Here is a 24,637-nt window from a genome sequence, read left to right on the forward strand (position 1 = left end):
AGATTCAGTCCTACCGTTCTAAATGGATGTTACGTTAGATTTCGGAGTAGATGACAGAGCGTGTTGTTTTTGCTCCGAACAAACCATAACTTGGTTACGACCATTCTTTTTCGCACGATAAAGCTCAGCATCCGCTTTAATAAGAACATCTTCAAGTTTGATGATAGGACCACATTCACACACTCCAATGCTTACGGTTAGCCTAATAGGCTCTGCTGCAAGGTTGAAATTGTGTGAGGCAATGAGCTCTCGAATCACCTCGGCCAACTTCTCTGCCTGTATCACATCAGTATGAGGGAGAGTTAAACAAAACTCTTCCCCACCAATTCTAAACACCTGTGATTCCCCTATCGCTTTTTTTAGCAGTTTCGCCGTTTCAACCAGAACCTTGTCCCCAATTGAGTGCCCAAACTGATCATTTACTTGTTTAAAGAAATCAATATCTAGAATCAGCAAGCTAAATGGTGCGTTTTCAAATCGCTGAAAAATAGGAAACTGATGAGTTAAGGCTAACCGATTATAGGTGTTAGTTAGGACATCTTTTGACGCAAGAACCGATAAGCCTAACTCTGATTTCTTCCTATTTGACTCAAATATATGCGCGGTCAACCAAACAAAAAGATAGCAAGTCGTCATATTCAAAATGAGCATGTTGTTTAATTGACTAGGATAAAAGTTGAGCTTTATAACGATAATACTAATTTGAACGATGAAAAATAGACAGGTATGGATAAACCCATGCTTTTGCCCAAGTAACAGGTAGTAGAAAATAGGAAAGAATATTCCCCAAATAAAAGTACCATTTTCAATAGGTAAAAGGTAAGTAGCCAAACAAACGATCAATGCCAACATGGACGTGAAGACTATAATCGAGCGATATGAGTGACGAAGCTGTTTGGATAAATAAGACAGGTAAAAAGAGTAGGCAGAGAAGACGGCGTGGCAAAACGCCAATAAAAACTCATTCAGCACTAACATGTTATAAGCGGAAAATACGACAGAGACAGTCGCCAGCACTAGACAGAGCCAGGTAAGAACGTTGGCACGAAGCTTATGTGAGTTACTTAGAACATCCACGTCCATGGAGATTTCCTGACTTATATCAAATTAACCTGTAAACAAGCGTGAATGATAGGCATTTTTGCTATAGATGCAATCGAATAGTGGAATGAGTATCACATAATTGTGATCTTGATAAGAGGCTAGTTGATTATCCCTGGCGCTATGGTTGAGTGTAATGTATCGGGTGTAATAAGAGGGTCTATTGATATTCCTTTGGTAGGCAAAGTCCACTACTTTTGTGCTTACTAAAGATAAACCCCAAGGTGGACTTGGGGTTAGTGGTCTCTATCTTTGTAATTTAGAGTAAAGATTTGGTACTAATATTTATCCTATATATCTAGACGGCCTTCATCTAGTGCGGTGGTTAACCAAACTAACGGGGCATTCCAGTTAATGGTAATTTCGTTCATTGTCCAAGCGCCAATCTTGTCAACAAAACAGGTTTGCCCAGTACAGGATCCTTGCATACCGGACGCGATAGGATCACTAAAACTCGTTGAATTTGGACCGCCAATCAACGCGCCTGGCGCAGGTTTAGGGAAGCTATCACTGGCTACATTGGCCCAAAATCTATGATGTGGTTGTTCTACGGCGTACTGACCGTAACCAGTAACGTATGAAATATTCATTGGGTTTCCACCAAGTATGTAATCCATTCCGCTCGCTGCTGCTTTTACCAGAGATACGTCTTTGCTGTAGTCATAACCATACACTAAGAAAATCCCCCGATTAGCTAGGTTCGAATTTGAACCCCAAGGGTATTGTGTAACTGAGTATGGTATGGCATAACCTTCTTCGGCTATTTGTGTCTGATAGGCTTTTGCCGTGGTAATGATATTTGCGCGGGCTTTCTCAATATGATTTTTCTCTAATTCATTAGGCACTAAAGCAAGGCTAAGTGTTGCTAATGGAGATGTGTATTGCCAGAAAATATCACCTGTGGTTTCGATATCACCTTTAGGTGTATCCAAAAACAGTGGTGAGGCTGTGACTTCATCTCGGTAGTTTTCCTTACCCGTTGTAATAAAGAGCTCAGAAGCAGCCCAATAGAACTCATCAGAAAGTTCTAAATCATCGTAAGGCCCTGAACCGATGAAATTGTCATAGGCATAAATCTCAGGGTTAGCTTTTGCCGCCTTCCACGCATTTTCTGCAGCATTCAAACACTTCTGAGAAAATTTCTCGTCGATTGATTTCCAAATACGAGCACATTGAGCACCAATGGCTGCAACATTCAGAGTAGCAGCGGTGCTAGGTTGGCCGACATGACGCTTTTCTTTGTCTTGATGCGGAGCTAATGGAATGCCAGTCCACGACTCATCAGCTATTTTATGGAAGACAAGGCTTGAGCCATCAATCTCTGATAACGTTAGTTTTTTACCATCTGATTGATTTCCAATAGGGGCTACAACACGGTGACCCGCAGGAATTTGCATTGAAAGCATAAACTCGATATTCCAACGAGCCTCGTCAAGCAAGTCGTTTACGCCATTAGTATTTTCAGGAATTTGTACTGTTCCATCAGGAAAGGGGATTTCGACGTGATCAAGCCAAACACCGCGCTCATAGAGATTAAGCAGCGTCCATGTAGTGATACCGCTATTAACAGTGTATTTCCCGTGATCACCCGCATCGTACCAACCACCAGTTACATCAACCTTGAAATCACAACCTGGCCATTGATTTCCCCATGCATCGACTTTATCGAAGCATGAAACGATATCGTTTACATGCCCAGCGGGTCTCGCTAGGTTATCTCTTTGAACATATTTGCTATCTATTTCGATTCCGCTACGGTTTTGGTAGAAGTAAGAAAGCGCATCATGCTTCATCTCAGAGTAAATCGAAGAGCTGATATCAAATGAGAAAGACTCAATATCGTCAACCTTGAGTTTAAGGCCCTGTTGTTCGGTCGTTATGTAGCTGAGGTCAATTTGGTGAACCATTTCACCTGATGCTTTATTAAGGCCAAAGGGAACTGTGCGTCCTATATCTATATTGATGCCTTTCGAGTCAAATAGCTTCCAACGAAGTGGGTCGGTTGAATCTGAAACAAAAAAAGCCTTCTTGTCAGCCATCGGAAGAAAGCCTGTCTGATTGACTCGAAGGGGAGAAACGCTTTTATCCTCTACGTAAGGTACACCATTAATAGAGATATTTCGAACGCAAACAATCGCCTCTTTTTGTGCGCCCATTTGAAACTGAAACTCTGCACCAGCATCGCTTGGTAGCTCTTGATTAAATTGATAAAAGTAAGAATCCCAAGACGGTGTTAATTCAGTATGAGTAACAAAGTAGTGTGTATATGGGGGCCCTTCATGTTGGATGAGTGTTTTTACTTTAGTTTCGACATTCGCTTTTGCATCAAATGTAATCTTATAGTCATTGCCTTCAGCAAGCCCGATGTTAGCGTGCCCTAATATAACATCCCAAGGGTTACTGCCGGGGCTAGAAATCGTCGCGCAGGCTTCTGCATTTTCGACACTTACAGATGTTCCAGCGACCCACCAATGTGCTAGCTCTTTTTCAAAGTTCCCATTAGTTAGCATTTCTTGATTGGCAAAGCTATGCCCGCTTACACCGATTAAAATAGGCAGCGTGTATAGATATGGTTTCATTAAATATCTCCTCGTTACATTCCTTATATGAGTTCCTAGTAGCATGGAAAATGTACGATTTAACAACAATGTATAGCTGCCTAATTCGTGAACTATTTATGAACTAAATTGTAGAATCGTGATTGATAGATAAAGACGTGCATAGCAGGTGAATGTGTTTCATGAGAACAAAAGAAGCGAGTTATTTTAATGACTTAATGTCATTTCTTTTGTATGTGATAAAAGTAAACGAGAAAAATCCTATACAATACGGTCTACAAAAAGCAGTTAAGGATATGGAATGTTTGCAGCGTTGAGTATTGCGTTAATAGGGTCGGTGGTAGGGTACTGTTTAAGTATTCCTATGGGGGAACTATTTGGTGCAGTTATTGCAATCTTACTTGCGAGTAGGTATAGCAAGTTTTCATTGTCGTTACCAAAACACACCATCATCTTTATTCAAACAGTACTCGGCATGAGTGTTGGAACGGTTGTTTCTTTTGGCATTATAACTGAGCAGTTTAGTCCAATACTGCTCATGGCTTTGATTTGTTGCTTGGCGATACAAACAATGAGTGCTTTCTTATGGCTTAAGAAACGCGAAGGGTGGAGCGATGTTGATAGCTTTTTAGGTGCAATTCCCGGTGCGCTGGCTGCAATTCTTTCGATGGGAGATAAGTATGCGAGCGCTTCCCCTAAGGTGATTTTTGCTCATTCCGTTCGTTTGATTATATTGGTTTCAACTGCCGCGACGATTTCTTACTTTACTCCTTCCAATGTGGAAACAACGTTAAGTAGCCCACAATGGTTTGTTGGGATTAGCCCGACGTTACTGATGGTTGCTGCTATCAGCCTAATCTCTGGGTGGTTTGCTTCAAAAATTGGTGTACCCGCACCGTATATGGTGATGGCGTTAATTTGTTCGGTGGTTGTAAAAGAATCGATCCATGAGGTTACGCTCGTTATCCCTGCTGCTTTGTTGTGGTTATCGACGATGGCATTGGGCGCCTTTATTGGTTTACGATTATCAGAAGTTTCGGTTGACCATGTGGTGAGTTATGTTCGTGCTGGGGTATTAGTTACCGCCATTAGTTTGTCTGTTACGATATTATTCTCTTTCGTTATGAGTTTAATAACCGGGGTAGAGTGGCTTGTATTGCTCTTGTCATGGGTTCCCGGAAATGTGGAAGCAATGACAGCAGTCGCACTTATGCTTGGTCTAGAGCCTGCATTCGTTATGATTAACCATGTAGTGAGGCTAGGTATCCTGCACACGCTACCCTTATTTTTTCGTCAGTTTCTTTTGCAACAAAAGCAATAGAGTGAATTTATATTTTGTTAGAGACGATCTGATTCTATAAAGGTACACACTTAAATGGCAGTAGAGTGACGGCTTGTTAATCAACTTGTCGAGTTAGTGAGCAAACGCACTCAATAGCACAAAAAAATGCAATATCGCAGTTGACGACCGCGTAATGAATAGTTAATATCTATCTCGTTCTCAAGGCAAAGCAACTTCTAAGTAACACGTTGATTGTTAACGATTTAGATTGAAGCCTTTAAAACATTGCCCGCTTAGCTCAGTTGGTTAGAGTACTTGCATGACATGCAAGGTGTCACTGGTTCGAGTCCAGTAGCGGGCACCAAATTCGTTCTTTATGAACAAGTAAAAAAGCCCACCTAGTGTGGGCTTTTTTACGTCTGAAATTTGCTCTGCTCTCTCATTCTAAACAACTCTGTCTTTAAACTTGTTAATTTTTTGTTTACGGTAGTGGTGTGACCACTATTCGGAAGCCAATATGCCAACACAGCCTCGCATTAAGTGTGAAATCGATAAAAACAAAATCGCCATTGTTACCTTAAATCGTCCCGATAAGCTTAATGCTATTGATATGGAGATGTTTCGCCAAGTGAACGCACTTACTAAAAAACTTAAGCGAGATAGATTGGTTAGGGCCGTGATTGTACAAGGTGCCGGTAGTGATTTTTGCTCAGGCTTAGATGTGAAGTCATTGCTGACGAGTAAAATTGATGCAGTAAAATTGCTGTTTAAATGGTGGCCGACACGACCAAATGATGCTCAACGTTTTTCACTGGCTTGGCGTGACATCCCTTGTCCGGTCATTTTTTCTATCCATGGCCGTTGTTGGGGGGGAGGCTTACAGTTAGTGAGTGGAGGGGATTTTCGTATAGCGTCTCATGATGCGAACTTTTCAATCATGGAAGCAAAATGGGGTCTGATCCCTGATATGGGTGGCGCTATTGCATTTAGAGAAGTGATGCGGCAAGACCATACACTTGAGCTAGCCATGACCGCCAAAGTAATTAATAGTGACGAGGCACATAAAATAGGCTTGGTAACGAAAGTTGTAGATGAGCCCTTTAGTGCAGCTTACGAGTTGGCATTGGCGTGTATCGAGCGCTCACCCGATGTATTGGCGGCAAATAAAAAACTGTATAACCAGACGTGGTGGTCAAGTGCCGGTAAGGCCCTTTTCCTTGAAACTTGGTACCAAATTAAAGTGGGCTTAGGGAAAAATAGAGCCATTGCGATCAGTAGAGAACGAAAACCGCATGCTAAGCGTAGCTATTTACCTCGTAAGTTTAAGTGATTGATTAGTTAACTCTTTATTTTCCACTTTCGATCTGGCTACCAAGGTTGGCTAATTTTTTGCTTAGGTGAGTTTCCAATTATCAGCCCCCGCCAGCCATTAATGGTCAACCAAAGTAAATATCCTGACGATGATCTAACCATAACTCATGCTTAGCCATTACCTTACTAAACATTGGGCTTTGCAAGTAGCCATCTAACCACTGACGTAACTTTGGATAGGGGCTTTGTAAATACCAATGCCGCTCAATGCGGGCGAACTTTCGAATAAAAGGGAATAGAGCAATATCTAGTAAACTCTCGTTTTCAGAGAATAAAAATCGATGCTTACTTAGCATTTCTTCTAGTTTCAGAAGTTGCATTTCACAAGATTGGCGATGAGTGAGTATATCATCGTCATGATAGCGTTTAGCACAGCTGTAAGCTTCCATATTGGGTATGAATGTACTTTCAAAATCAGCAATCAAACTCACCATATCTGCTACAGCGCTTGGCTGATCGCTTAGTAGCAGTTCATACGGGTCATTTTTAGCCAGAGCCCAAAGCATGATTTCTAGGCTCTCATCAATCGTACAATTCTCATTAATACATAAAACTGGCACGCTTCCTTTTGGAGAGGAGATAAGCATTTCTTCAGGTTTATTGTTGAGCTTGATGGCTCGTATGAGAACTTGCTGTTTCGCTTTATATAGAGCAACTCGAGCACGCATTGCATAAGGGCAATGTTGCAATGAATAGAGTATTGGAGGGCTTTCTTTAACTACAGACATATGAACCTAAGTATTTATGTTATTACGATAAAATACACTCAATCGCGTAATTTAGCTCGCTTTAATAGCTCGGGTGGGGCCTGTATATTCCAACGTTTCAACTCAGTTTGGCTAAATACAATGTTACCTTTTTTGGGTGTCGTGATCATCGGCATAATGCCTGAGTCTATATATTGCTTAACTTGTTGGGCTGCGGTTATACCTTGTTGTAGTGCGCTGACGGTGACACCGGCGATTGCTTTGCCTGTCCCTATTTCATAATTCCAAAAAGAATAAAGTGGGATAGGGGTATGAGAGCTTGTCCAACTGATCACGTCATCCATTAGAAAGTGTTGCCCCGACTTGTCTTTTAGCGATGCAAAACTCGTCATTATCAATGCATCATAACCCTCTGATTTGGCACTTTTAGTATTCTCGAACCAGCTCTCTTTCGAACCAATAAAGTAGGTGTTGACCTCTATGCCATGGATCAATAGCTTAGTCTTATTTGAAAATGAAGTTTCTAAAATGGCATGTGATGTCGCCCCACTGTCCATGATGATCTTGATTCTTTTCACGCTAGGTTGCAATTTTTTGATCATGTGAACGGTATTTTCGAGCAAGTGTCGCTCTAATACACCTGTAATTGTGTCGGTGATACTTACATACAAACGAGGGTTCGCATTGATACCAAGGAAAAAGGTAGGAATTCGGTTCTTTGTTAAGCGTGGACCCAAATATTTCAGAGCATTATCGTCAGAGATGACAACGACATCGGGCTTGTTTTGTTCAATAAATGTCCATGCTTTATCCGCTATCTCTTCAAATTCTTCAGCAGGTCTCCGTTTTGTATCCATCTGAAAATGATGAATATTAAATCCGTCGATCTCTGACTCAAACCCTTGCCTATACTCTTTAACCCACGGATATTCGAAGTGATAACTATGAACAAACACCATCTCTTGTGAGTAAGCAAAAGCGCTAATAAAGAACAGTAGCAATAGATAAATAGACTTCATACCACCTCCTAACACGGCATAAAGCTAAGTGTAGTTATTAAATCGGATAAAAACATTACTCGGGGAACTTCAAAGCAATGTTGGATAAAGGTTTGGGTGATTTATTGATCTGAGGTGCATATTGTTTGATCTCTTTGAATTTAAGGTGAGCCAACATCAGATATTTCAATTCGTGGGTTTATCTTGGCCTTTTTATAGGGTAAATCTGTAACCATCTGGCGCATTGTGCTGCCTTTGTTCGTATGTTGAGAGTTTAATAGCTTAAGAAGGGGCTTTGAGGATGGGATCGATCAGTGTTGATGTAGTTGTACTTGGTGGTGGGCCGGGAGGCTATACAGCGGCTTTTAGAGCTGCAGATCTTGGAATGACAGTATGCATTGTTGAAAAACGAGATACTTTAGGTGGTGTGTGCGTCAACGTAGGTTGCATTCCATCAAAAACATTACTTCATGCCGCTTCGTTGATTGAGCATAGTAAGCACGGCTCTAAAATGGGTATTTCATTTTCGGATCCAGAAATTGATATCGATGCGTTACGAGGCCATAAAGAAGAAACGATTTCAGAGCTTACAAAAGGCATTGCGAATCTGGCTACAGCGAGAAAAGTAATGCGACTACAAGGTGAAGGCCAATTTATTGGTGAAAATACACTGTCGGTTCTGGCTGATGAAGAACAACTAATCGAATTTCAACATGCCATTATTGCGACGGGATCTCACTCGGTTAAATTACCAATTGGACCAAACGATCCGCGCATTTGGGACTCAACTGACGCGTTGTCTTTACAAAATATCCCTGAAAAGTTGCTGATTGTCGGCGGAGGCATCATTGGACTGGAGATGGCTCAGGTCTATTCGGCACTGGGCTCCGAGATAACGATAGTTGAAGCGCAAGCTCAAATTATTCCAGCCGCAGATAAAGACGTAGTTCAACCTCTTGTCAAAGCAATCAAAAAAACATACCAAATGCTAACTAAAACCAAAGTGACCGCTATGGAAGCCACACCTGAGGGTGTTGTCGTTTCCTTTGAAGGTAAAAAGGCGCCAGAAAACGCAACGTTCGATGCTGTGTTGGTTGCGGTAGGTCGAAGACCTAACACATCGGGCATAGGTTTAAAAAATGTCGGTGTTTTGGTGAATGAGCAAGGGCTGGTCGAGGTGAATGAAAGTATGCAGACTTCTTTACCTCATATCTACGCCATTGGAGACATCGTTAAAGGTCCAATGTTAGCTCATAAGGCGAGCCATGAGGGTAAAGTCGCCGCTGAAGTTATCTCAGGTTTAGATTCAACTTTCCATCCAACTGCAATTCCATCTGTTGCTTATACTAGCCCTGAGCTTGCTTGGGTTGGTTTAACCGAGCAGGAAGCGAAGCAAGAAGGGCTTGATTACGATATAGGTAAAGTGCCTTGGCTTGTAAGCGGACGTGCGCAAAGTGTTGGGGCAACCAACGGTGTAACGAAAGCATTGTTTGATAAAAAGTCGGGTGCTCTGTTAGGGGCGGGTATATGTGGTGAAAATGCCGGTGAGCTTATCCATGAAGCTGCTGCGGTTCTTGAATTAGGTGGTAGAGCAAAAGACATCGCTCACACTGTTCATGCACACCCAACGTTGGCTGAGACCTTCGCTTTTGCCGCGGAATTAGTTGAGGGATCAATGACCGACATGTTGCCAAGCCGACGTCGCTAGTTGTCATTTCTAATCAATATCCTTGTTAACGAGCTAGGCTAATACCTAGTTCGTTATTCCGCTTCTAATTCTATAACGTTATTATCCAATCAAGATCTACGTCTCAATCCATTTCAGCTTAATAATTCAACCTTTTCAGTGATTAATGCTTCAATATCAATGAATGTGTAGTTTCTTCTTTCATTAATTGGTATTTATATTGATTTTTTATGCTAAATAAATGATATTTTACGCCCTGTTCTACTAAATAAAATATATTATATGTCTCAAGCTGAAATGGACGTGCAGCCACAAGTGCAGCAAGCAAAAACTTGGCAAATGCCCGATACACTGGTTCTCATCTTTATTGTCGGAATATTAGCCAGTATTCTGACCTACCTAATTCCTGCAGGCCACTTTGATAGCCAAGAAGTGACGTACATTGCGGAAGGTATCGAGAAATCTCGTACTGTGATAGATCCTCATTCATTCACGTATACGACTGATGGTGAAGGTGAACTGGTTTATAACAAAATAGGCTTCTTCGCCTCGGGCGGTGGTATCGGCCTAATGAATTTCCCGTTTGAAGGACTAGTGTCTGGTTCTAAATGGGGAAGCGCTATTGGCGTTATTATGTTCATGCTTGTCATTGGTGGTGCGTTTGGTGTCGTGATGCGCACAGGCACCATTGATAACGGTATTTTACGCCTTATCGATAAAACGAAAGGCAGTGAAGCGCTATTTATTCCTGTTCTATTTTTGCTATTTTCACTCGGCGGTGCCGTTTTTGGCATGGGTGAAGAAGCCGTAGCGTTTGCCATTATCATAGCGCCCTTAATGGTTCGTCTTGGCTATGACGGTATTACAACGGTTATGGTGACTTACGTTGCAACGCAAATCGGTTTTGCTACCTCATGGATGAACCCATTTTCAGTGGCGATCGCACAGGGTATAGCAGGTGTTCCTGTATTATCGGGTATGCAGATGAGGATGACGATGTGGGCGGTATTCACGCTGATCGGCATTGCTTTTACCATGATGTACGCATCAAGAATTAAGGCTGACCCTAAGTTGTCTTATAGCCGAGTGAGTGATGAATATTTCCGCAATCAAGACGCTGGAGATCAAAACTCACGTTGGAATTTGGGTGATACGCTTGTTATTTCGACGGTTATCGCAACGACTGTATGGGTTGTATGGGGCGTTGTCGCTCACGCTTGGTACATTCCTGAAATCGCATCTCAATTTTTCACTATGGGCTTTATCGCCGGCATTATCGGTGTTGTTTTCCGTCTTAACGGCATGACCGTAAACGATATAGCCGCTTCGTTTAAAGAAGGTGCAAGCATCATGTTAGCACCCGCATTATTAGTAGGTTGTGCTAAAGGTGTTTTATTGATTTTAGGCGGCGGTTCTACTGATGAATCGAGTGTTCTAAACTCAATTTTAAACGGTGCAGGCATGGCGATCAGTGGATTGCCTGATGTTGTCGCTGCGTGGTTGATGTATGTATTCCAGTCTGTGTTTAATTTCTTTGTTACTTCAGGTTCAGGTCAAGCTGCGTTAACGATGCCATTACTGGCACCACTTGCTGATATTGTTGGCGTTACAAGGCAGGTAGCTGTTTTGGCGTTCCAATTAGGTGATGGCTTTACCAATATTATTGTTCCAACATCAGCTTCGTTAATGGCGACGCTTGGTGTTTGTCGCATTGATTGGGGAGACTGGGCTCGATTCTGTTGGCGCTTCATTTTGATGCTATTTGTGCTTTCAAGTTTCGTGGTTGTCGGTGCTCATGTAATGGGCTTTTCGTAATACTGTCGTTTTCATAAGTATTACCAATAAACTTTAAATCTAAGGCGAGGTGACTCGCCTTTTTCATTGGGAGTTTGGTTTTGTCTAATTCAAGTTTTCAGGGCGATGTTATACAAGGTCGTTCAATTATTTCTTCACTAGATGTGGCTAGCTTGACCGCTGGTGAGCATCAATTTTGGTTTCAAGTAGCAAGTACGGCGATTGGCCAGTATCAATATCTTCCTGTTATCGTGTTGAAAGGTGAGCAGGAAGGGCCACGAGTAATGGTAACCGCTGGTGTGCATGGTGATGAACTTAATGGCGTGTTAGCGGCTCAAAAACTTGGACGTCAATTAAAGGGAAAGGTTGTTTCAGGTACAGTCACTATTGTTCCGACAATCAATTTACCAGGAATGCTAAATCATAGCCGTGACTATTCCTCTTCTGACCCTGACGCATCACCGTGTAACCTCAATCGCTTTTTTCCGGGTAACCCACAAGGTGATGCAGCGAATCGTTATGTAGATTCATTGTGGCAGAACTTATTGAAATCAAATGCAGATTTGGCCATTGATCTTCATACTCAAACCTCGGGTGCAACGTATCCTCTATACATCTTCGCCGATTTTAGAATTGAAGCGTCTTTAAACATGGCGCGCCAAGCTCAACCTGATGTGATTCTAAATGACCCTGGGGATACAGGTGTACTTGAGACTGTTTGGAATCAAGCCAATATTCCTAGCATTACTATTGAAGTAGGGACTGCGAAAATTATTCAACAACCTTTGATTGATCGTACGGTAGAAGGCATTGAAGAGATCTTACGTCATCAGTCGGTTATTGAAGGCGAAGTGAAGCCCGAATATAGATCGGCTTTTGAAGGTAATAATATTGTTTCCATTCGAGCAAACGAAGGCGGCTTTGTATTACCGCAAGTTGAATTGCTGCAATCGGTTGTGGAAGGTGAGTTACTTGCTATTAGTTACAATGCTTTTGGTGAAGAAACAGAGCGTTACGTTGCGCCAAATAACGGAACCGTGCTGAGCCACAACATTGACTCTATGCGTGAACCTGGCGCATTGATAGTTAGGCTAATATCCAAGCTGTGATGTCTTAATTGTGAATTCCTAGGTGTATATATTGCTATGAAGGCCGAGCCAGACTCGGCCTTCATAAAGGATTAAGAATTATCCAATCTATGCTTAGCCAATAGTTTTTCTACTGTCTCTCTATAGGCGTTGCTCGCACCGGAGTGAATGGGTTCACCATGTGCAGGGACTATGCGTTCAAATTGCCAATCTAAAAACTCATATAAATCTGAAAGATCGGGTTTATTTGCTTGTAGCCACCCCGGGCCGATTGCCGCTCTTTTTATGAATCCCATCTTCTTCATCATAAATTTAGCGGTCAGGTTAAAGTTCTTATCAGCTTGATGCCAGTTTTGTAGACTGTCGCCAGAGATGGCAACTCCGTCTTCACGATTTAGGTGTAAAAGTCCTTCATTGAGCAACCCTGAACTGATCTCGAAGTATTTCAAATCAGGAATAGGAGGAAGACTCTTTGGTGAAAGGATTTTGTCGGCCGTAAAATAGTGAGCGTCTGTTTTGCTAGGGTCAACACCATGAAAATAAGGCGCGTTTACAGACCACATTGTTGCGTTGTATCGGTTTTTATAAAATGGGTCATCCATGCCGTGAAAGGCGGCAAGTCTTACCACATGCTTTACTTTGCCTAATCGATCTAATTCAGAGAGTGCTTGGTCATTTAATCGTACTGAATTGATTAAGGTCAGCTCATTATCTTGCTTGATGATGACCATATTTCGACTAAATTTCAGTGTCATAGGGCCAAATCTAGGGTGTGGGGCCTTTAGATGAACACTACCTCGAACCCAATAAACATTATCGATTACGGGCTCAATGAGACCATGTTTGAGAGCGGGTGGAAAATTCATTTCATACCTTCCGTTTCTTATGACCTGTCATGAGCATAGGGGCTCCAGTGGATAAAGTAAAAAAATGTATATAAGTCAACTGCCTTTAGCGGTTCATCGTTTTGTGCTTGATGATGATATTATGAACAATATATAGGTTGTGATAATGTCGTGTGACGCCACCGAATTGGCATTTCGAGCTTCTTATCTAGATGGATGATCATGACCTCACTTTCGATTACTCAAGCAAGAAAACTAGCGCTTCTTTCGCAAGGCTTGCCGGCTAAATCTTTATCAGGCAAAGGATACTCTAAGAGTCTTGGGGTATTTGAACGATTAGGTTACGTGCAGATTGATACGATTTCCGTTGTTCAACGGGCGCATCACCATACACTTTGGAACCGCAACCCTAGCTATCAACCGGAACACCTTGATCGGTTGGTGGCGGAGAAGAAGGTGTTTGAGTATTGGTCACACGCCGCCGCTTATCTACCAATGAGTGATTATCGATTCAGTTTGCCACGCAAAGAAGCCATTCGTTCGAATGAACAGAGTCATTGGTATACCAAAGATCACAAACTGATGAAGGAGGTTCTTAAGCGAATCAAAGATGATGGGCCATTAATGGCAAAGGATTTTGATTCAAAGATCACGAAAACCAATGGTTGGGGTAGTAAGCCAACTAAGCGAGCATTAGAAACGCTGTATATGCAGGGTGAGCTGATGATTCCTGAGCGTAAAAACTTCCACAAAGTGTATGACCTGACCGAAAGAGTGCTACCCAATGGGTTGGACGTTTCTCTTCCATCAGAGCAGGAACACGGTAAGTTTTTGGTTCTTCGCTATTTAAGGGCGCATGGTTTTGGCAAACTGTCCGAGATCACCTACTTACTGAAAGGACTCAAGACTCAGGTCAGTCAAACGATTAATGAATTGTGTGAAAGCGGGGAGATTGAGAAGGTCGTGATAAGCGGGAATGAGTACTTTGCTTGTTGTGATGTATTTTCTCTTCTGAATAAACGCTTAAGTAAGACGAAGGCTAAGATACTATCACCGTTTGATAACTTACTGATTCAACGTAAACGCGCTAGCTCGATTTTTGACTTTGATTATCTCATTGAATGTTATGTCCCAGAGCAGAAGCGGATATTTGGCTATTTTTGCCTACCTATTCTTTGGGGAGGTGAATTAGTTGCAAGGGCGGATTGCAAGGTTGATAAAAAAACGTCAACACTCAATGTCATTCACTTGGCCGTTGAGCCATCAGTGAGAAATCAAGAGATGTTTCTATCTGCGCTGGAAGAAGAGCTAAATGCATTTTCGAAATTTAATCAATGCGAGCAGTTCAACATAGAAAAGATAACGATACGTCAGTCATAACACTGATTTGAAGTTGATTCGCTGTAGAGTAACGCTTCACCTCTACATAATGGACGTCTTTTCTTAGATCACAGCTAGATACGCAGGGCTGTAGATCTCTTCGAGTGGTTGTGGTTTATGGATATGGTAACCTTGAACATAATCGATGCCAATCTGGGCTAACTTCGTCAATATCTCTTCATTTTCAACAAATTCAGCGATTGTTTTTAATCCCATGGTGTGTCCCACTTCATTGATTGATTTCACCATGGCATACGAAACAGGATCGGTAGCGATATCCTTTACAAAATCACCGTCTATTTTTAAGTAATTAACAGGCAGTTTTTTAAGGTAAAGGAACGAAGAAAGGCCAGAACCAAAGTCATCTAGAGAAAATCGAAACCCCTTTGTTTTTAGTTCATTGATGAGCTTAACAGACCTATTTATATCTTGAATTGCTGCTGTTTCAGTAATCTCAAAACAAACTTGCTCAGGGTCTACTGGGTAATGGGTTAATAACGTGTCGATATAGTAGATGAGACTACTATCTGAAAGGGTTTGCCCTGAAAGGTTGATTGAATAGTTTCGATGCGGAAGCATTTGACTGAAGGCTTCTTTAAGAACCCATCGATCAATGCTAGGCATCAGGTCATATCGCTCTGCAGGAGGGATAAACACACCGGGTGAGATAATCTCACCTTGATCCGTACGAAGCCTAATTAAAATCTCAACATGGTCTTGCTCAATTTTATCATTTAATGGACGTATTTTCTGAGCGTAAAGAACGAAACTGTTGGAGGCTAGGGCATCATTTAGTTTCGCTAGCCATTCAACCTCGCGGATATGCTCATCGAGTTCGGCTTTATTAAAATCAACAACATGGACTCTATTTCTGCCACTGTTTTTTGCAATTTGGCAGGCGTTATCAGCAGCATTGATCACCGAACTAACGGTATCACACTGTAGGTTGACTAAAGAGACGCCCGCGGAAATACCAATCTTGAATGACTTTTCGCCATACATGAAAACGTAGGATTCGATCTCTTTTCTTAAGTTTTCAGCAATTTGAACGGCTTTATCAAGCGAACAAATTTCTAAAAGGATGGCAAATTCATCGCCCCCCAATCGCGCTAGTGTATCTCTCTCACGAATGTGTTCTTTCATGATAGAGGTGATGCGTTTGAGTAATTCATCACCAGCGGCGTGGCCAGCAGAGTCGTTAATGGGTTTAAAGCGGTCGACATCAACAAAAATAACAACGCCAGATAAATTATGTTTTTTAGACTTCTCGATAAAGCGGTCGAGTCTTTCCTCAAACTGTTGTCGATTGACTAGTTTGGTTAGGCCGTCGTGAGTTGCTTGGTGAATAAGCTGTTCCTCAAGAAGTGTTTGTTCCGTTACGTTTGATATGATAACTAGCGTGCCGTGCAGCATGGCTCTGCATTTGATATTGAGGGTGAATGCGTTCGCTTTAACTTTTGATATATCAAGGGTTCTACGCTTTTTCTTGATGATTGATTCTTCAAAGCACTCTTTTAATTCCGGAATGTTAATAAACGCTTCAGAGTAGGGGATATCGACCATTTCTGTGATTTTTGATGGTGGTAAACCCAACAGTCGAATCGCATCAGCATTGATGATGCTCACCTCCATCTCGTTAGAGATTGTTAAAACGCCAAATGGTGCATTACCAATAATTCCGGTAAGGCATTGCCTAAGTGCTATTGTCTGCTGAACGGATTCGGTCATGCTTCTATCCTTGGATTACTATCACACTTAACGGTTGTTGATTACATGGGTAATCATCAAACAGTGTCATTGCGATAGTTTGGGATGAATAAGCCTGCTGAATTAGCGAAGACAGACCTTTATGGGTGATTTTTTGCGATTGTATAGCGAAGCAAAAGGAGTTTGGTCGCTTAAGCGTCGTAGTATTTCTGTTTTTGAATACAGTGTCTTCGCTAAAGTGAGAAGATTCTAAAGTATTGGACTCTTGATTAGGGTAACCAAAAATATCGATTAATCCGAGAGTGGAATATTCAATCGTATCGGGTGTGAGTCTAAACAGAGATATTTTTAAGTCATGTAAGTTCGTTGCATTCGAAAAGAACTCTATCGTTAAGTCCATGAGCCTATCGAGTGGAAGGTGAAGGTTAGATTTAATCAGGCTGTTTCGTTCACGAACTTGTATCGGGTCTTCGCCTAGATCACTAAATCGATATTCAAAAAATGCTAGGAGCACTTTGTCGCCGTTGTACTTGAACACGTGGTACTTATCACCATTAGCCGTATAGGGCGAAGAGAGAGAGGATATTACGGAAATATCGATATAATCCTCAGGAACAGGTAAATACTTTTTGAGTGTGATCGAGGTGCCTGTTGAGTCATGTTTATTGAATTTTAGTTCATCAACGGAGCGCTGCGATGCTCCAAGACCCATTCCCATACTTCCATAGCTGCTGAAGCCGTCGCTCATCGCTTCTTTTATATTTTCAATACCAGGGCCTTTGTCTTCTATTGTTACTTCAACGCCTTTTTTGTTGCCCGTTAATCTGATACTCACAACACCGCACTTTGCATGGCGAATGACATTCATGGCAACTTCTGACACAGCGATCGACATTAGCCCGCTGTCAAAAGAAGAGAATCCTATCTGATTTGAGATTAATTTACTGATAGAAGCGATATGATAAACATCATCTTCACCCAGAATATCACCATGATATACCGCCTGATTTTCTTTAATGGGAGGCGACATTACTTGCATGCTTTAACCAGTTCTAACCCTGTTTTCTCAAAATACAGAGCAAGGGCAGATTTTAGGTCTCGAACGACATTAACATCGCCAATGGAAACACCAGTGGTGACCATAGTTTTTGCCAGCATCGTATTGATACCGCAAAAGATGGTATCAACACCAACGAGTTTTAATATTCGTGATAGATGAATGAGTTGACCTGCGATGGCCGAATCAATCGCATCAACATTGCCCAAGTCGATGATGACTGATTGAACGCCACGAGTCTCACAGGTAGACATTAATCTATCAATAATGGCCGCCATTCTTGCTGAATCGAGAGAGCCAAAAAGCCCAGAATAGAGGCAACCATCAATAATCTCTGTTGCTACCATCGGTATCTCACCGCTTATTTGTTTTTTACTTACTGCTACTTTGTCAAAATCCATGTGATCTGTTGTCCATAATGTTTGTTACGTAAATAATGAGATTGACGATGACTGTAGAACCACGAATTATCGCCCGATCGATAAACATGACGCCTCTTGATAGGCGTCAAAAAATGAAATGATTCGTCAGGAATAGGCGAGATCTATTGAGGCGAAGGTGTGTATTTTATTACAAACGGAAGCTGTTTCGAGTAATTCGATTACTCTAGGATCGAATAATAAGCCTTTTGGAGTAGTACGTTTGAATATCGAAGCATTCATAACGGTGTCGCCCACTTAGTTAGAGTACCTCAAGTTGAGTTCTCTCTATGTGAAACAATATGCACCAAACCCAGTTAAAGCAAATATTGATTTGTATTGATGTTCGATCAATCTAGGTGATTGGTGGTATTGCATTGAAATAAAAGGGATTTTATATATAGATGATAGTAATGCTATTAGTTAACTATTTAACGTACTTGATTTGGAATGTAAGTAACGCAGTTGTTTATACAAAAAAGTAAAGCCCGTAGTTCACGGGCTTTGATTGAATTTTGAAGACGTATTTTCGGTTTCAAACTTAATGACGTTCAGCGCGTCTAACGGCAGTTTCCTGCTTTTCGAAAGCCTTTGTTCTGAGCTTCTTGCTCTGTAGAAAAGAGGACTTTGTTTTTATCGCTCATGCTATTGTAACTCGGGCAACCGTTAGGAAGGTGGTAAACCTTACTGCGCTTATTTCCATGTATTACCCCCGAGCTTGTCTCTGAAGTGCTACTGGAATCGTTCAAACTGGGTAAATTAGCACTATTGGCTCTAAAGCCTTCTCTCCAGTATTTATCTCGCGTCACAAACGGGTTGTCGTGCCCCATTACTTTAGCAATTCGGTTATTGCGTTCTAATTCCCAAGTTGAGACGGGGAATTGGCTATCCCAACTCATTAGTAATCTTTCTTGTTGCTTTGAAATTGGAAATTGATAACGGTCGTGCATGTAGAAATAGGTTCGAGCAATGAAGCCTTTTACTTCATCTCTAGGTTCTACCGTTCTATTTTTGAAGTCGACTTTAATATCGCATTGACCGTGCTGTTTCTTCCCCTGGACCATGCCAAAGTTGTAATTGGAACGGTCGCCATTTACCTCTCCAACGGAAGGCGTTAGGTTAAATAGATCCGCTTCCATTTGTGAAAATACAGGGTCGTTTTTAGTGCAGTTTTTACGTCCACCTTCCTGCCAGCATTGACGAGCCCGCCCAAAGTTTGAAGCAGGGACAATATGCTCCCATTCAATACGCTGAGCTCGCGTTTCATTCTTTCTAACTTCGTAACCGCAAGAGTCGAGATCAACAACTCCGCCACTTCTGCCTTTGAAGGTAAATGAGCAGCCACAGTAAAAAGTGCCAAACTGTGTTCTATCAAAATAGACATCATTTTTAGCCATGACTTTTGCTTGATTAAAGTTATTCGGCGAAGCAAAAACATGGGCTGTGGTAATGAGAGAGAGAAACAGAATAATACGGATTAAGACTGATGTAATGCGATAGGGCATAAAAGAATACGTCGCTATAGTGATAGATGAGTAGTTTATTGATTATATTGTGTAAGTTAACGATAAGCACTGTTTTGCGTGAAATTACGAACAACAAAACTACAACGTGTAGTTATGGATAACGACTCAATGATTGGTGAAATTAAAGATGTAGGTTTTAACCAATGAACGGTAGGACAATCATGCAGTTTGTAGTGAAAAACAATGGTAGTATTTCTTGGACTGAGAAGGCACTCGTCCTTCACGCATTCTGTTTATTAACGTAATAGTTTAATAATGTACTAGTTCGAATAATATAAAAATAAGGATAAACACGTGCAAAAGAGCTTTATTGATGGATCTACGTTGTATCGTCAGCACAACTTCCAACTGCCACTTAATTACCAAGATGATGATGGTGAACAAATTCAAGTTTTCGCCCGTGAGGTTGTTGACCTAGCGAAAGACAATTTGGAACTGCCTTGGTTAGTGTATTTCCAGGGGGGGCCTGGGTTTCCGTCTCCGAGAGCAAGTGGGGACTCTGGTTGGCTAAAGCGAGCACTTCAAGATTACCGAGTTCTTTTGTTAGATCAGCGTGGAACGGGTAATAGCTCTGTGATCAACCAAGAGTCGTTGGCACACCTGACGCCAAAACAGCAAGCCGAATATCTAGCTCATTTTCGAGGGGATAATATTGTACGTGACGCAGAAGCGATTCGTGAGCAGTTCGGTATTGAAAAGTGGGCAACATTGGGCCAGAGCTTTGGTGGGTTTTGTACATTGTCTTACTTATCGTTATTTCCTCAAAGCCTACTGCGTTGCTACGTTACAGGCGGAATCCCTTCGATTTCTCGCCATGCTGATGATGTATACCAAGCCACTTATAAACGTGTTATCGATAAGAACAACGCCTTCTTTGCACAATTCCCTCAAGCTCAAGATATGTGCAGCGACATTGCCCAGTACCTATTAGATAACAACGTAACTTTGCCTAATGGACAGTTGTTTACTGTCGAACAGTTTCAATTAATCGGTATAAACTTAGGGCGTGGCGGGGCAAACATACCACTGTATTACATGCTAGAAAGTGCATTTATCGAGGTTGGTGGACGCAAGCAATTAAGCTACAGCTTCTTGAATCAAATGCAGCAAGAGCAGGGTTACCTAACTAATCCTATTTACGCCATTTTACACGAGCCTATTTACTGCCAAGGCTTTGCATCAAACTGGTCAGCACATCGAGTGCGCGAGCAATATCCTCAATTTAATTACCAAGCGGGAAGTGAATTTTGGTTTACTGGCGAGATGGTTTACCCATGGATGTTTGATCAACTTGAAACATTAAAATCGTTGCGTGAAGCGGCAAATATTTTAGCTGAGAAAGAAGACTGGGTAGATGTATACAATGCTGAAGTGTTAAGTCAAAACAGTGTGCCATTGGCATGTGCTGCTTATGCGGATGATATGTATGTAGAGCTCGACTATACACGAGAAACGCTAGCGAATATTCCGATGTCTAAGGTATGGATTACCAATGAATATGAGCATAACGGAATTGGTGTTGATGGTGAGAAAATACTCGATCGCTTAATGACAATGGCAGATGCGCTAGACAACTTACCAAAGTAGTTTACCGACTTTACCGCTTTGTGTTTTAAAGCGCATTTCTTATAGTGGATTGCTCCTATACTGAGGGCAATCCACTAAAAAAGGAAATGCCGATGCTAAATGAAAACCATGCTTTTATTCTAGATTTTCCTGAACTTAAATTAGACATTGTCCAGTTAAACCACGACGATCCAACATTCAAAGCGAAGCTTCAGAAGTATCATGAGCTCGACTACGATATCCGACAACTCGAGATATCAGGCAGTCCGATTAATGATGAAAGTATGCATGATCTCAAACTTCAGCGTATGGAACTCAAAGACACGCTATATGTGCAATTAACTAAGCATCATGAGCTAGTAAATAGTTAGAAACTTCTCGGGCTATATGAGCGGTAAACTATTAGTGTGAGTGCCTCTACCATTGAGTTTGAGGCACTTAATATATTTGCACTAGCCACTTACCTAGGTGAATGAAAGAATGACCTTGTGGAATGCAGACTTTAAAATCAATAGAAATGAAATCGGTAAGATGATTGATTTTAATAAAAAAAGCGCGATTAAGTTCATGAAATCCATGATGTAATTATTGAATAGTTCGGGTAAGTTTAAAATCTGGTCTTGTTTATTAACGAGAGACTGAGACAACCCTTCGAATGCCCCTTTTGTTTTACTCCAAAACCCTTCTTTCTCTGTAGAGTCTATATCCCCATTGCTAGCGGCATCTTCCAAAGAGATAGTTTCAATACTACTGGTTAACTCATTCGATCTTTGAACTGATTCATTAATTTGCGGGTCTATAAACGCTTGATCAATAAGTGCATTAGCGCCCAATGACAAGGCTAAGGAAAACCTGACAAAAACGGTAAATATAAACAGTGACTTTGCTCTGGATTCATAGCGAGAGAAACGGCTGAACCAAAAAGAGATCAGGTAAAGGCAGCCGAACGTTATTAATATGCTATTACCCAGCGACGAAGAGAATATGACAAGAAGCATTTTTTGTAAGCCAAGTGAGGCTAGGGCCGTCATTATTATATGACTGGTATAAACGAGAGTTTCATTGACAGGCTCTAATAGCTCTCCCAATCTTGTCGTGACTAAGCCAACGGAAAACTCGACGCCTTTTGCAGCGGAAATTCCGGTACTTAATGTCTTAACCGATGCATAAGCGACAGTGCCGTGAATGATGGATTGGTTAACTTTCTCGTGAGTATAGTCATCTAGAAACTTAAAAGTACCAATGGTACAAAGCAATATTACGATGACACTTTTTATCCATTTACTTATCGTTGATGAGTGATGATCAACTATGCCGTTAGACGCTGGCTTTCTGTGGTTTGTCTCAATGATACTATTGTCCATAATGTGCCTGTCTAGTTTGAGATGCTTTTTTTGTGCAAAAGCCACAGTTTTCAGAGCTGAAGCCTTCAAGTTTTAATGATCAGTCTAAAGAGATTCGACTGAATGTTCATCACCAATTCGTTATTGATTGGGTTAGTGTTTTGCAATTTTCACGAACAAACGAATAGGCCAAACAGAAAAACACCACTGCTTTCCAACAGTGGCGTAGTATCTAGAGAGCAGAATTGCAGACTGCCTGTTTTTCACCTTACTTATATAGTCGACGATTTATCTTATTAGATTAAGGAGAGCGTCGAAAAATCCCTTATGGAGTCTAAGCCGTGTAATCATTCTTCTCTGCAGGTAGCTCTGACAGATACTCAATAAACTCAAACTGGATATTGTGGTCTTCCATATAGTAAGCATTGATGCGGTGAGGGTGAGGCGCTCCTCTATGATCTAATTCGTAGCCAGCTTCTGTAAGCCTTGCTTCAAGTTCGGCGATGTTTGGTACTACAATACCGATATGCTTAACCCCAGTGAATTGGGCAGTCCAATCTTCAGCATCGCCTTTGCCATTCGAACCTAAAGCTATATAGGATTGATCGTCCCCAACGTGGCACCATTCTATCTGCTTGCCAGTTGCGTCTTCATATTTACCTCCACCTCTAATCTCCCAGCTAGGAATTGCAGCGGTTAGGAATGCGATGGTTTTTTTAGGTTCAACGACTGAGATATTCGCGTGTTCTACATAACTTTTCATAGTTTTAGTCCTTTAAATTATTGCTTATTTGAAATCGTATTTATCCGTACCGATAGAGTTACCTTAAAACCTCAAGTTAAGTTTAGGTAAAGCTTTTTCTTTATTTATTTTTAACGGGAATAGAAAGATGAAAAGAGTAAGGCTGATTTTGAAAGGTGCAGAGCGCATAAAACGAAGAAAGCTCGTAAAGACGAGCTTTTATAGGGAGTCTGTTTTAGGGTGAAATTGTCAGGGGCAGTTTAACTGGTTGAAATAAGCTGTTGGTACAAGTCGTCTTTTAATTCCGCACGGTTATGTTTTAGTTGATGCATCTCCTCATCACCGATGGGAGAGTCTTTAAGCTCTAGTTTTCTGATTTCTTTATCTAAGTCATCGTATTTATTCATTTCAGCTTTAAAAGCGTCATCATTTTTTGAACGGGTTAAAATGGTGTCTTTTAATTCTGGGAAGTCCTTTAGAAGCGAATGGCTTTCACCTAGCATAGTTACTCCTTGTATTCAGCAGCGTATGTATTGGGCTATTTTCAGCCTAGTAAACTAATAATAGATGAAAGGTCTCACTTTGGTTACTTAGGAAGCATTAGAAGAACTATTGTGGATTTTTAATTCCATAATGATTGGATATTATTGCTCTTTTTCATCTCTGGTCATGTGTCTAATATAGCGCCAACAGAAAAGCTTAATTAGAAAGCGCAATAGGAAAGCATCATGTCACACCAAATCATTAAAGATCTCAACAATCGTTATACTGCAAAAAAATATGACGCGACTAAAAAAATCTCATCAGAAGATATGGAAGTGATTAAAGAAGCAATCCGCTTATCCGCTTCTTCGATTAACTCTCAGCCTTGGAAATTCATCGTAATCGAGAGCGATGCAGCAAAACAGCGTTTCCATGATACGTTTGCTAACGTTCATCAATTTAACCAACCGCATGCAAAAGAAGCATCACATACCATCTTGTTTGCTAATAACCCTCGTTTTACTAAAGAGCAATACAAGAAAGTCATTGATGTAGAAGTGACGTCTGGCCATTTGCCTGCGGACATGTTTGAGGCACAACTAAATGGTGGCTTTTCATTTGCAGAGTTAAATACCGACGATGCTGGATTTAATGGCAACTGGACTAAGGCTCAAACCTACATAGCACTAGGCAATACACTCCATGTTCTAGCTCGTTTAGGGATTGCTTCTACGCCTATGGAAGGTGTTGATTCGGAACTCATTGGTGAGATATTTAAAGATGAGTTAGAAGGGTATACGTGTGACTTTGCTTTAGCGATGGGCTACCACAAAGGTGGTGAAGACTATAATCACGGCTTACCAAAAGCCCGTTTAACGATGGACGATGTAATTACTGTGCTTTAATGCCTAACTAGAAATACAAGACTTTATACCAAGCCTGAATGTTTACCATTTAGGCTTTTTTGTTGAGAGGGAAATAAA

The 24,637-nt window shown here is 41.3% G+C and carries 21 protein-coding genes, 1 tRNA gene and 1 pseudogene; 10 read left to right on the plus strand and 13 right to left on the minus strand.

All coding sequences use genetic code 11. The features are described from left to right. Positions 1–18 precede the first annotated feature (18 nt). Positions 19–1,083, minus strand: a complete 1,065-nt coding sequence (locus L4D20_RS12515; protein ID WP_428801929.1) for a GGDEF domain-containing protein — start codon at positions 1,081–1,083, stop codon at positions 19–21. Positions 1,084–1,391: 308 nt separating this feature from the next. Next, positions 1,392–3,680 carry a glycoside hydrolase family 9 protein gene (locus tag L4D20_RS12520; RefSeq protein WP_428801930.1) on the minus strand — a complete coding sequence of 763 codons (2,289 nt, stop codon included), beginning with the start codon at positions 3,678–3,680 and terminating at the stop codon, positions 1,392–1,394. 280 nt (positions 3,681–3,960) lie between these two features. Between L4D20_RS12520 and L4D20_RS12525 the strand changes: the two genes are divergently transcribed. From L4D20_RS12525 to L4D20_RS12535, 3 genes are all read left to right on the plus strand, one after another. Beyond that, complete coding sequence (locus L4D20_RS12525; protein WP_428801931.1) at positions 3,961–4,980, plus strand: AbrB family transcriptional regulator; 1,020 nt, start codon at positions 3,961–3,963, stop codon at positions 4,978–4,980. A gap of 248 nt (positions 4,981–5,228) precedes the next feature. Continuing rightward, a tRNA-Val gene (locus tag L4D20_RS12530) sits at positions 5,229–5,305 on the plus strand. A 153-nt stretch (positions 5,306–5,458) separates the two neighbouring features. Further along, positions 5,459–6,271, plus strand: a complete 813-nt coding sequence (locus L4D20_RS12535) for a crotonase/enoyl-CoA hydratase family protein (RefSeq protein WP_428801932.1) — start codon at positions 5,459–5,461, stop codon at positions 6,269–6,271. 106 nt (positions 6,272–6,377) lie between these two features. Here the strand turns inward: L4D20_RS12535 and L4D20_RS12540 are convergent, their stop codons facing one another. Both L4D20_RS12540 and L4D20_RS12545 read right to left on the minus strand, forming a co-directional pair. Beyond that, the gene (locus tag L4D20_RS12540) at positions 6,378–7,040 is read right to left on the minus strand and encodes a glutathione S-transferase (protein WP_428801933.1); all 663 of its coding nucleotides are present in this window, start codon (positions 7,038–7,040) and stop codon (positions 6,378–6,380) included. Positions 7,041–7,078: 38 nt separating this feature from the next. Beyond that, the gene (locus L4D20_RS12545) at positions 7,079–8,038 is read right to left on the minus strand and encodes an ABC transporter substrate-binding protein (protein ID WP_428801934.1); all 960 of its coding nucleotides are present in this window, start codon (positions 8,036–8,038) and stop codon (positions 7,079–7,081) included. A 280-nt stretch (positions 8,039–8,318) separates the two neighbouring features. Between L4D20_RS12545 and lpdA the strand changes: the two genes are divergently transcribed. The 3 genes from lpdA to L4D20_RS12560 all read left to right on the plus strand — a co-directional run bounded on the left by lpdA (position 8,319) and on the right by L4D20_RS12560 (position 12,607). Continuing rightward, positions 8,319–9,725: a dihydrolipoyl dehydrogenase gene (gene lpdA / locus L4D20_RS12550; protein ID WP_428801935.1), complete on the plus strand. Its 1,407-nt coding sequence runs from the start codon at positions 8,319–8,321 to the stop codon at positions 9,723–9,725. 318 nt (positions 9,726–10,043) lie between these two features. After that, complete coding sequence (gene yfcC, locus L4D20_RS12555) at positions 10,044–11,519, plus strand: putative basic amino acid antiporter YfcC (RefSeq protein ID WP_428802141.1); 1,476 nt, start codon at positions 10,044–10,046, stop codon at positions 11,517–11,519. Positions 11,520–11,599: 80 nt separating this feature from the next. Further along, positions 11,600–12,607: a succinylglutamate desuccinylase/aspartoacylase family protein gene (locus L4D20_RS12560; protein WP_428801936.1), complete on the plus strand. Its 1,008-nt coding sequence runs from the start codon at positions 11,600–11,602 to the stop codon at positions 12,605–12,607. 71 nt (positions 12,608–12,678) lie between these two features. Here the strand turns inward: L4D20_RS12560 and L4D20_RS12565 are convergent, their stop codons facing one another. After that, positions 12,679–13,452, minus strand: a complete 774-nt coding sequence (locus tag L4D20_RS12565) for a hypothetical protein (RefSeq protein WP_428801937.1) — start codon at positions 13,450–13,452, stop codon at positions 12,679–12,681. 201 nt (positions 13,453–13,653) lie between these two features. Between L4D20_RS12565 and L4D20_RS12570 the strand changes: the two genes are divergently transcribed. After that, on the plus strand, positions 13,654–14,811 hold the full coding sequence (locus tag L4D20_RS12570; RefSeq protein WP_428801938.1) for a winged helix-turn-helix domain-containing protein: 1,158 nt from the start codon (positions 13,654–13,656) through the stop codon (positions 14,809–14,811). Positions 14,812–14,874: 63 nt separating this feature from the next. On the opposite strand, the gene L4D20_RS12575 is transcribed toward L4D20_RS12570, so the two are convergent. The 5 genes and pseudogenes from L4D20_RS12575 to L4D20_RS12590 form a co-directional block, all read right to left on the minus strand. Continuing rightward, complete coding sequence (locus tag L4D20_RS12575; RefSeq protein ID WP_428801939.1) at positions 14,875–16,539, minus strand: putative bifunctional diguanylate cyclase/phosphodiesterase; 1,665 nt, start codon at positions 16,537–16,539, stop codon at positions 14,875–14,877. Positions 16,540–16,543: 4 nt separating this feature from the next. Continuing rightward, positions 16,544–17,548 (minus strand): ATP-binding protein, encoded by a 1,005-nt coding sequence (locus tag L4D20_RS12580; protein WP_428801940.1) that lies wholly within the window; start codon positions 17,546–17,548, stop codon positions 16,544–16,546. Then, complete coding sequence (locus L4D20_RS12585; protein WP_428801941.1) at positions 17,548–17,976, minus strand: STAS domain-containing protein; 429 nt, start codon at positions 17,974–17,976, stop codon at positions 17,548–17,550. The genes L4D20_RS12580 and L4D20_RS12585 overlap by 1 nt, the downstream gene beginning before the upstream one ends. Before the next feature lie 578 nt (positions 17,977–18,554). After that, complete coding sequence (locus L4D20_RS24290) at positions 18,555–18,824, minus strand: sunset domain-containing protein (RefSeq protein ID WP_489686421.1); 270 nt, start codon at positions 18,822–18,824, stop codon at positions 18,555–18,557. After that, positions 18,801–19,499 (minus strand): annotated as a pseudogene (locus tag L4D20_RS12590) (endonuclease); the annotation flags it as partial. The pseudogene L4D20_RS12590 and the gene L4D20_RS24290, both read right to left, overlap by 24 nt. 315 nt (positions 19,500–19,814) lie before the next feature. On the opposite strand from L4D20_RS12590, the gene L4D20_RS12595 reads away from it, so the two are divergent. Both L4D20_RS12595 and L4D20_RS12600 read left to right on the plus strand, forming a co-directional pair. Further along, positions 19,815–21,107 carry an alpha/beta fold hydrolase gene (locus tag L4D20_RS12595; protein WP_428801942.1) on the plus strand — a complete coding sequence of 431 codons (1,293 nt, stop codon included), beginning with the start codon at positions 19,815–19,817 and terminating at the stop codon, positions 21,105–21,107. Between the two features lie 92 nt (positions 21,108–21,199). Next, positions 21,200–21,457: an HP1242/YdcH family protein gene (locus L4D20_RS12600; protein ID WP_428801943.1), complete on the plus strand. Its 258-nt coding sequence runs from the start codon at positions 21,200–21,202 to the stop codon at positions 21,455–21,457. A 93-nt stretch (positions 21,458–21,550) separates the two neighbouring features. On the opposite strand, the gene L4D20_RS12605 is transcribed toward L4D20_RS12600, so the two are convergent. The 3 genes from L4D20_RS12605 to L4D20_RS12615 all read right to left on the minus strand — a co-directional run bounded on the left by L4D20_RS12605 (position 21,551) and on the right by L4D20_RS12615 (position 23,674). Next, positions 21,551–22,450 (minus strand): hypothetical protein, encoded by a 900-nt coding sequence (locus L4D20_RS12605; protein WP_428801944.1) that lies wholly within the window; start codon positions 22,448–22,450, stop codon positions 21,551–21,553. A gap of 313 nt (positions 22,451–22,763) precedes the next feature. Beyond that, positions 22,764–23,192, minus strand: a complete 429-nt coding sequence (locus tag L4D20_RS12610) for a VOC family protein (protein ID WP_428801945.1) — start codon at positions 23,190–23,192, stop codon at positions 22,764–22,766. Between the two features lie 239 nt (positions 23,193–23,431). Continuing rightward, the gene (locus L4D20_RS12615; RefSeq protein WP_428801946.1) at positions 23,432–23,674 is read right to left on the minus strand and encodes an HP1242/YdcH family protein; all 243 of its coding nucleotides are present in this window, start codon (positions 23,672–23,674) and stop codon (positions 23,432–23,434) included. 225 nt (positions 23,675–23,899) lie between these two features. On the opposite strand from L4D20_RS12615, the gene L4D20_RS12620 reads away from it, so the two are divergent. Next, complete coding sequence (locus L4D20_RS12620) at positions 23,900–24,559, plus strand: NAD(P)H-dependent oxidoreductase (RefSeq protein ID WP_428801947.1); 660 nt, start codon at positions 23,900–23,902, stop codon at positions 24,557–24,559. The last annotated feature ends 78 nt before the right edge of the window (positions 24,560–24,637 follow it).

It is taken from the genome of Vibrio kyushuensis, assembly GCF_050337325.1.
GTDB classification, from domain to species: Bacteria; Pseudomonadota; Gammaproteobacteria; order Enterobacterales; family Vibrionaceae; genus Vibrio; species Vibrio kyushuensis.

What these genes read in the sequence shown, in the direction of transcription:
- L4D20_RS12580 (WP_428801940.1), bottom strand. Translation starts at nt 17,548, where the DNA reads ATGTCGCCTCCCATTAAAGAAAATCAGGCGGTATATCATGGTGATATT.
- L4D20_RS12600 (WP_428801943.1), top strand. Translation starts at nt 21,200, where the DNA reads ATGCTAAATGAAAACCATGCTTTTATTCTAGATTTTCCTGAACTTAAA.
- lpdA (WP_428801935.1), top strand. Translation starts at nt 8,319, where the DNA reads ATGGGATCGATCAGTGTTGATGTAGTTGTACTTGGTGGTGGGCCGGGA.
- L4D20_RS12585 (WP_428801941.1), bottom strand. Translation starts at nt 17,976, where the DNA reads ATGGATTTTGACAAAGTAGCAGTAAGTAAAAAACAAATAAGCGGTGAG.
- L4D20_RS12565 (WP_428801937.1), bottom strand. Translation starts at nt 13,452, where the DNA reads ATGAATTTTCCACCCGCTCTCAAACATGGTCTCATTGAGCCCGTAATC.
- L4D20_RS12535 (WP_428801932.1), top strand. Translation starts at nt 5,459, where the DNA reads ATGCCAACACAGCCTCGCATTAAGTGTGAAATCGATAAAAACAAAATC.
- L4D20_RS12520 (WP_428801930.1), bottom strand. Translation starts at nt 3,680, where the DNA reads ATGAAACCATATCTATACACGCTGCCTATTTTAATCGGTGTAAGCGGG.
- L4D20_RS12610 (WP_428801945.1), bottom strand. Translation starts at nt 23,192, where the DNA reads ATGAAAAGTTATGTAGAACACGCGAATATCTCAGTCGTTGAACCTAAA.
- L4D20_RS12545 (WP_428801934.1), bottom strand. Translation starts at nt 8,038, where the DNA reads ATGAAGTCTATTTATCTATTGCTACTGTTCTTTATTAGCGCTTTTGCT.
- L4D20_RS12615 (WP_428801946.1), bottom strand. Translation starts at nt 23,674, where the DNA reads ATGCTAGGTGAAAGCCATTCGCTTCTAAAGGACTTCCCAGAATTAAAA.
- yfcC (WP_428802141.1), top strand. Translation starts at nt 10,044, where the DNA reads ATGCCCGATACACTGGTTCTCATCTTTATTGTCGGAATATTAGCCAGT.
- L4D20_RS24290 (WP_489686421.1), bottom strand. Translation starts at nt 18,824, where the DNA reads ATGGGGCACGACAACCCGTTTGTGACGCGAGATAAATACTGGAGAGAA.
- L4D20_RS12540 (WP_428801933.1), bottom strand. Translation starts at nt 7,040, where the DNA reads ATGTCTGTAGTTAAAGAAAGCCCTCCAATACTCTATTCATTGCAACAT.
- L4D20_RS12620 (WP_428801947.1), top strand. Translation starts at nt 23,900, where the DNA reads ATGTCACACCAAATCATTAAAGATCTCAACAATCGTTATACTGCAAAA.
- L4D20_RS12605 (WP_428801944.1), bottom strand. Translation starts at nt 22,450, where the DNA reads ATGGACAATAGTATCATTGAGACAAACCACAGAAAGCCAGCGTCTAAC.
- L4D20_RS12525 (WP_428801931.1), top strand. Translation starts at nt 3,961, where the DNA reads ATGTTTGCAGCGTTGAGTATTGCGTTAATAGGGTCGGTGGTAGGGTAC.
- L4D20_RS12515 (WP_428801929.1), bottom strand. Translation starts at nt 1,083, where the DNA reads ATGGACGTGGATGTTCTAAGTAACTCACATAAGCTTCGTGCCAACGTT.
- L4D20_RS12570 (WP_428801938.1), top strand. Translation starts at nt 13,654, where the DNA reads ATGACCTCACTTTCGATTACTCAAGCAAGAAAACTAGCGCTTCTTTCG.
- L4D20_RS12575 (WP_428801939.1), bottom strand. Translation starts at nt 16,539, where the DNA reads ATGACCGAATCCGTTCAGCAGACAATAGCACTTAGGCAATGCCTTACC.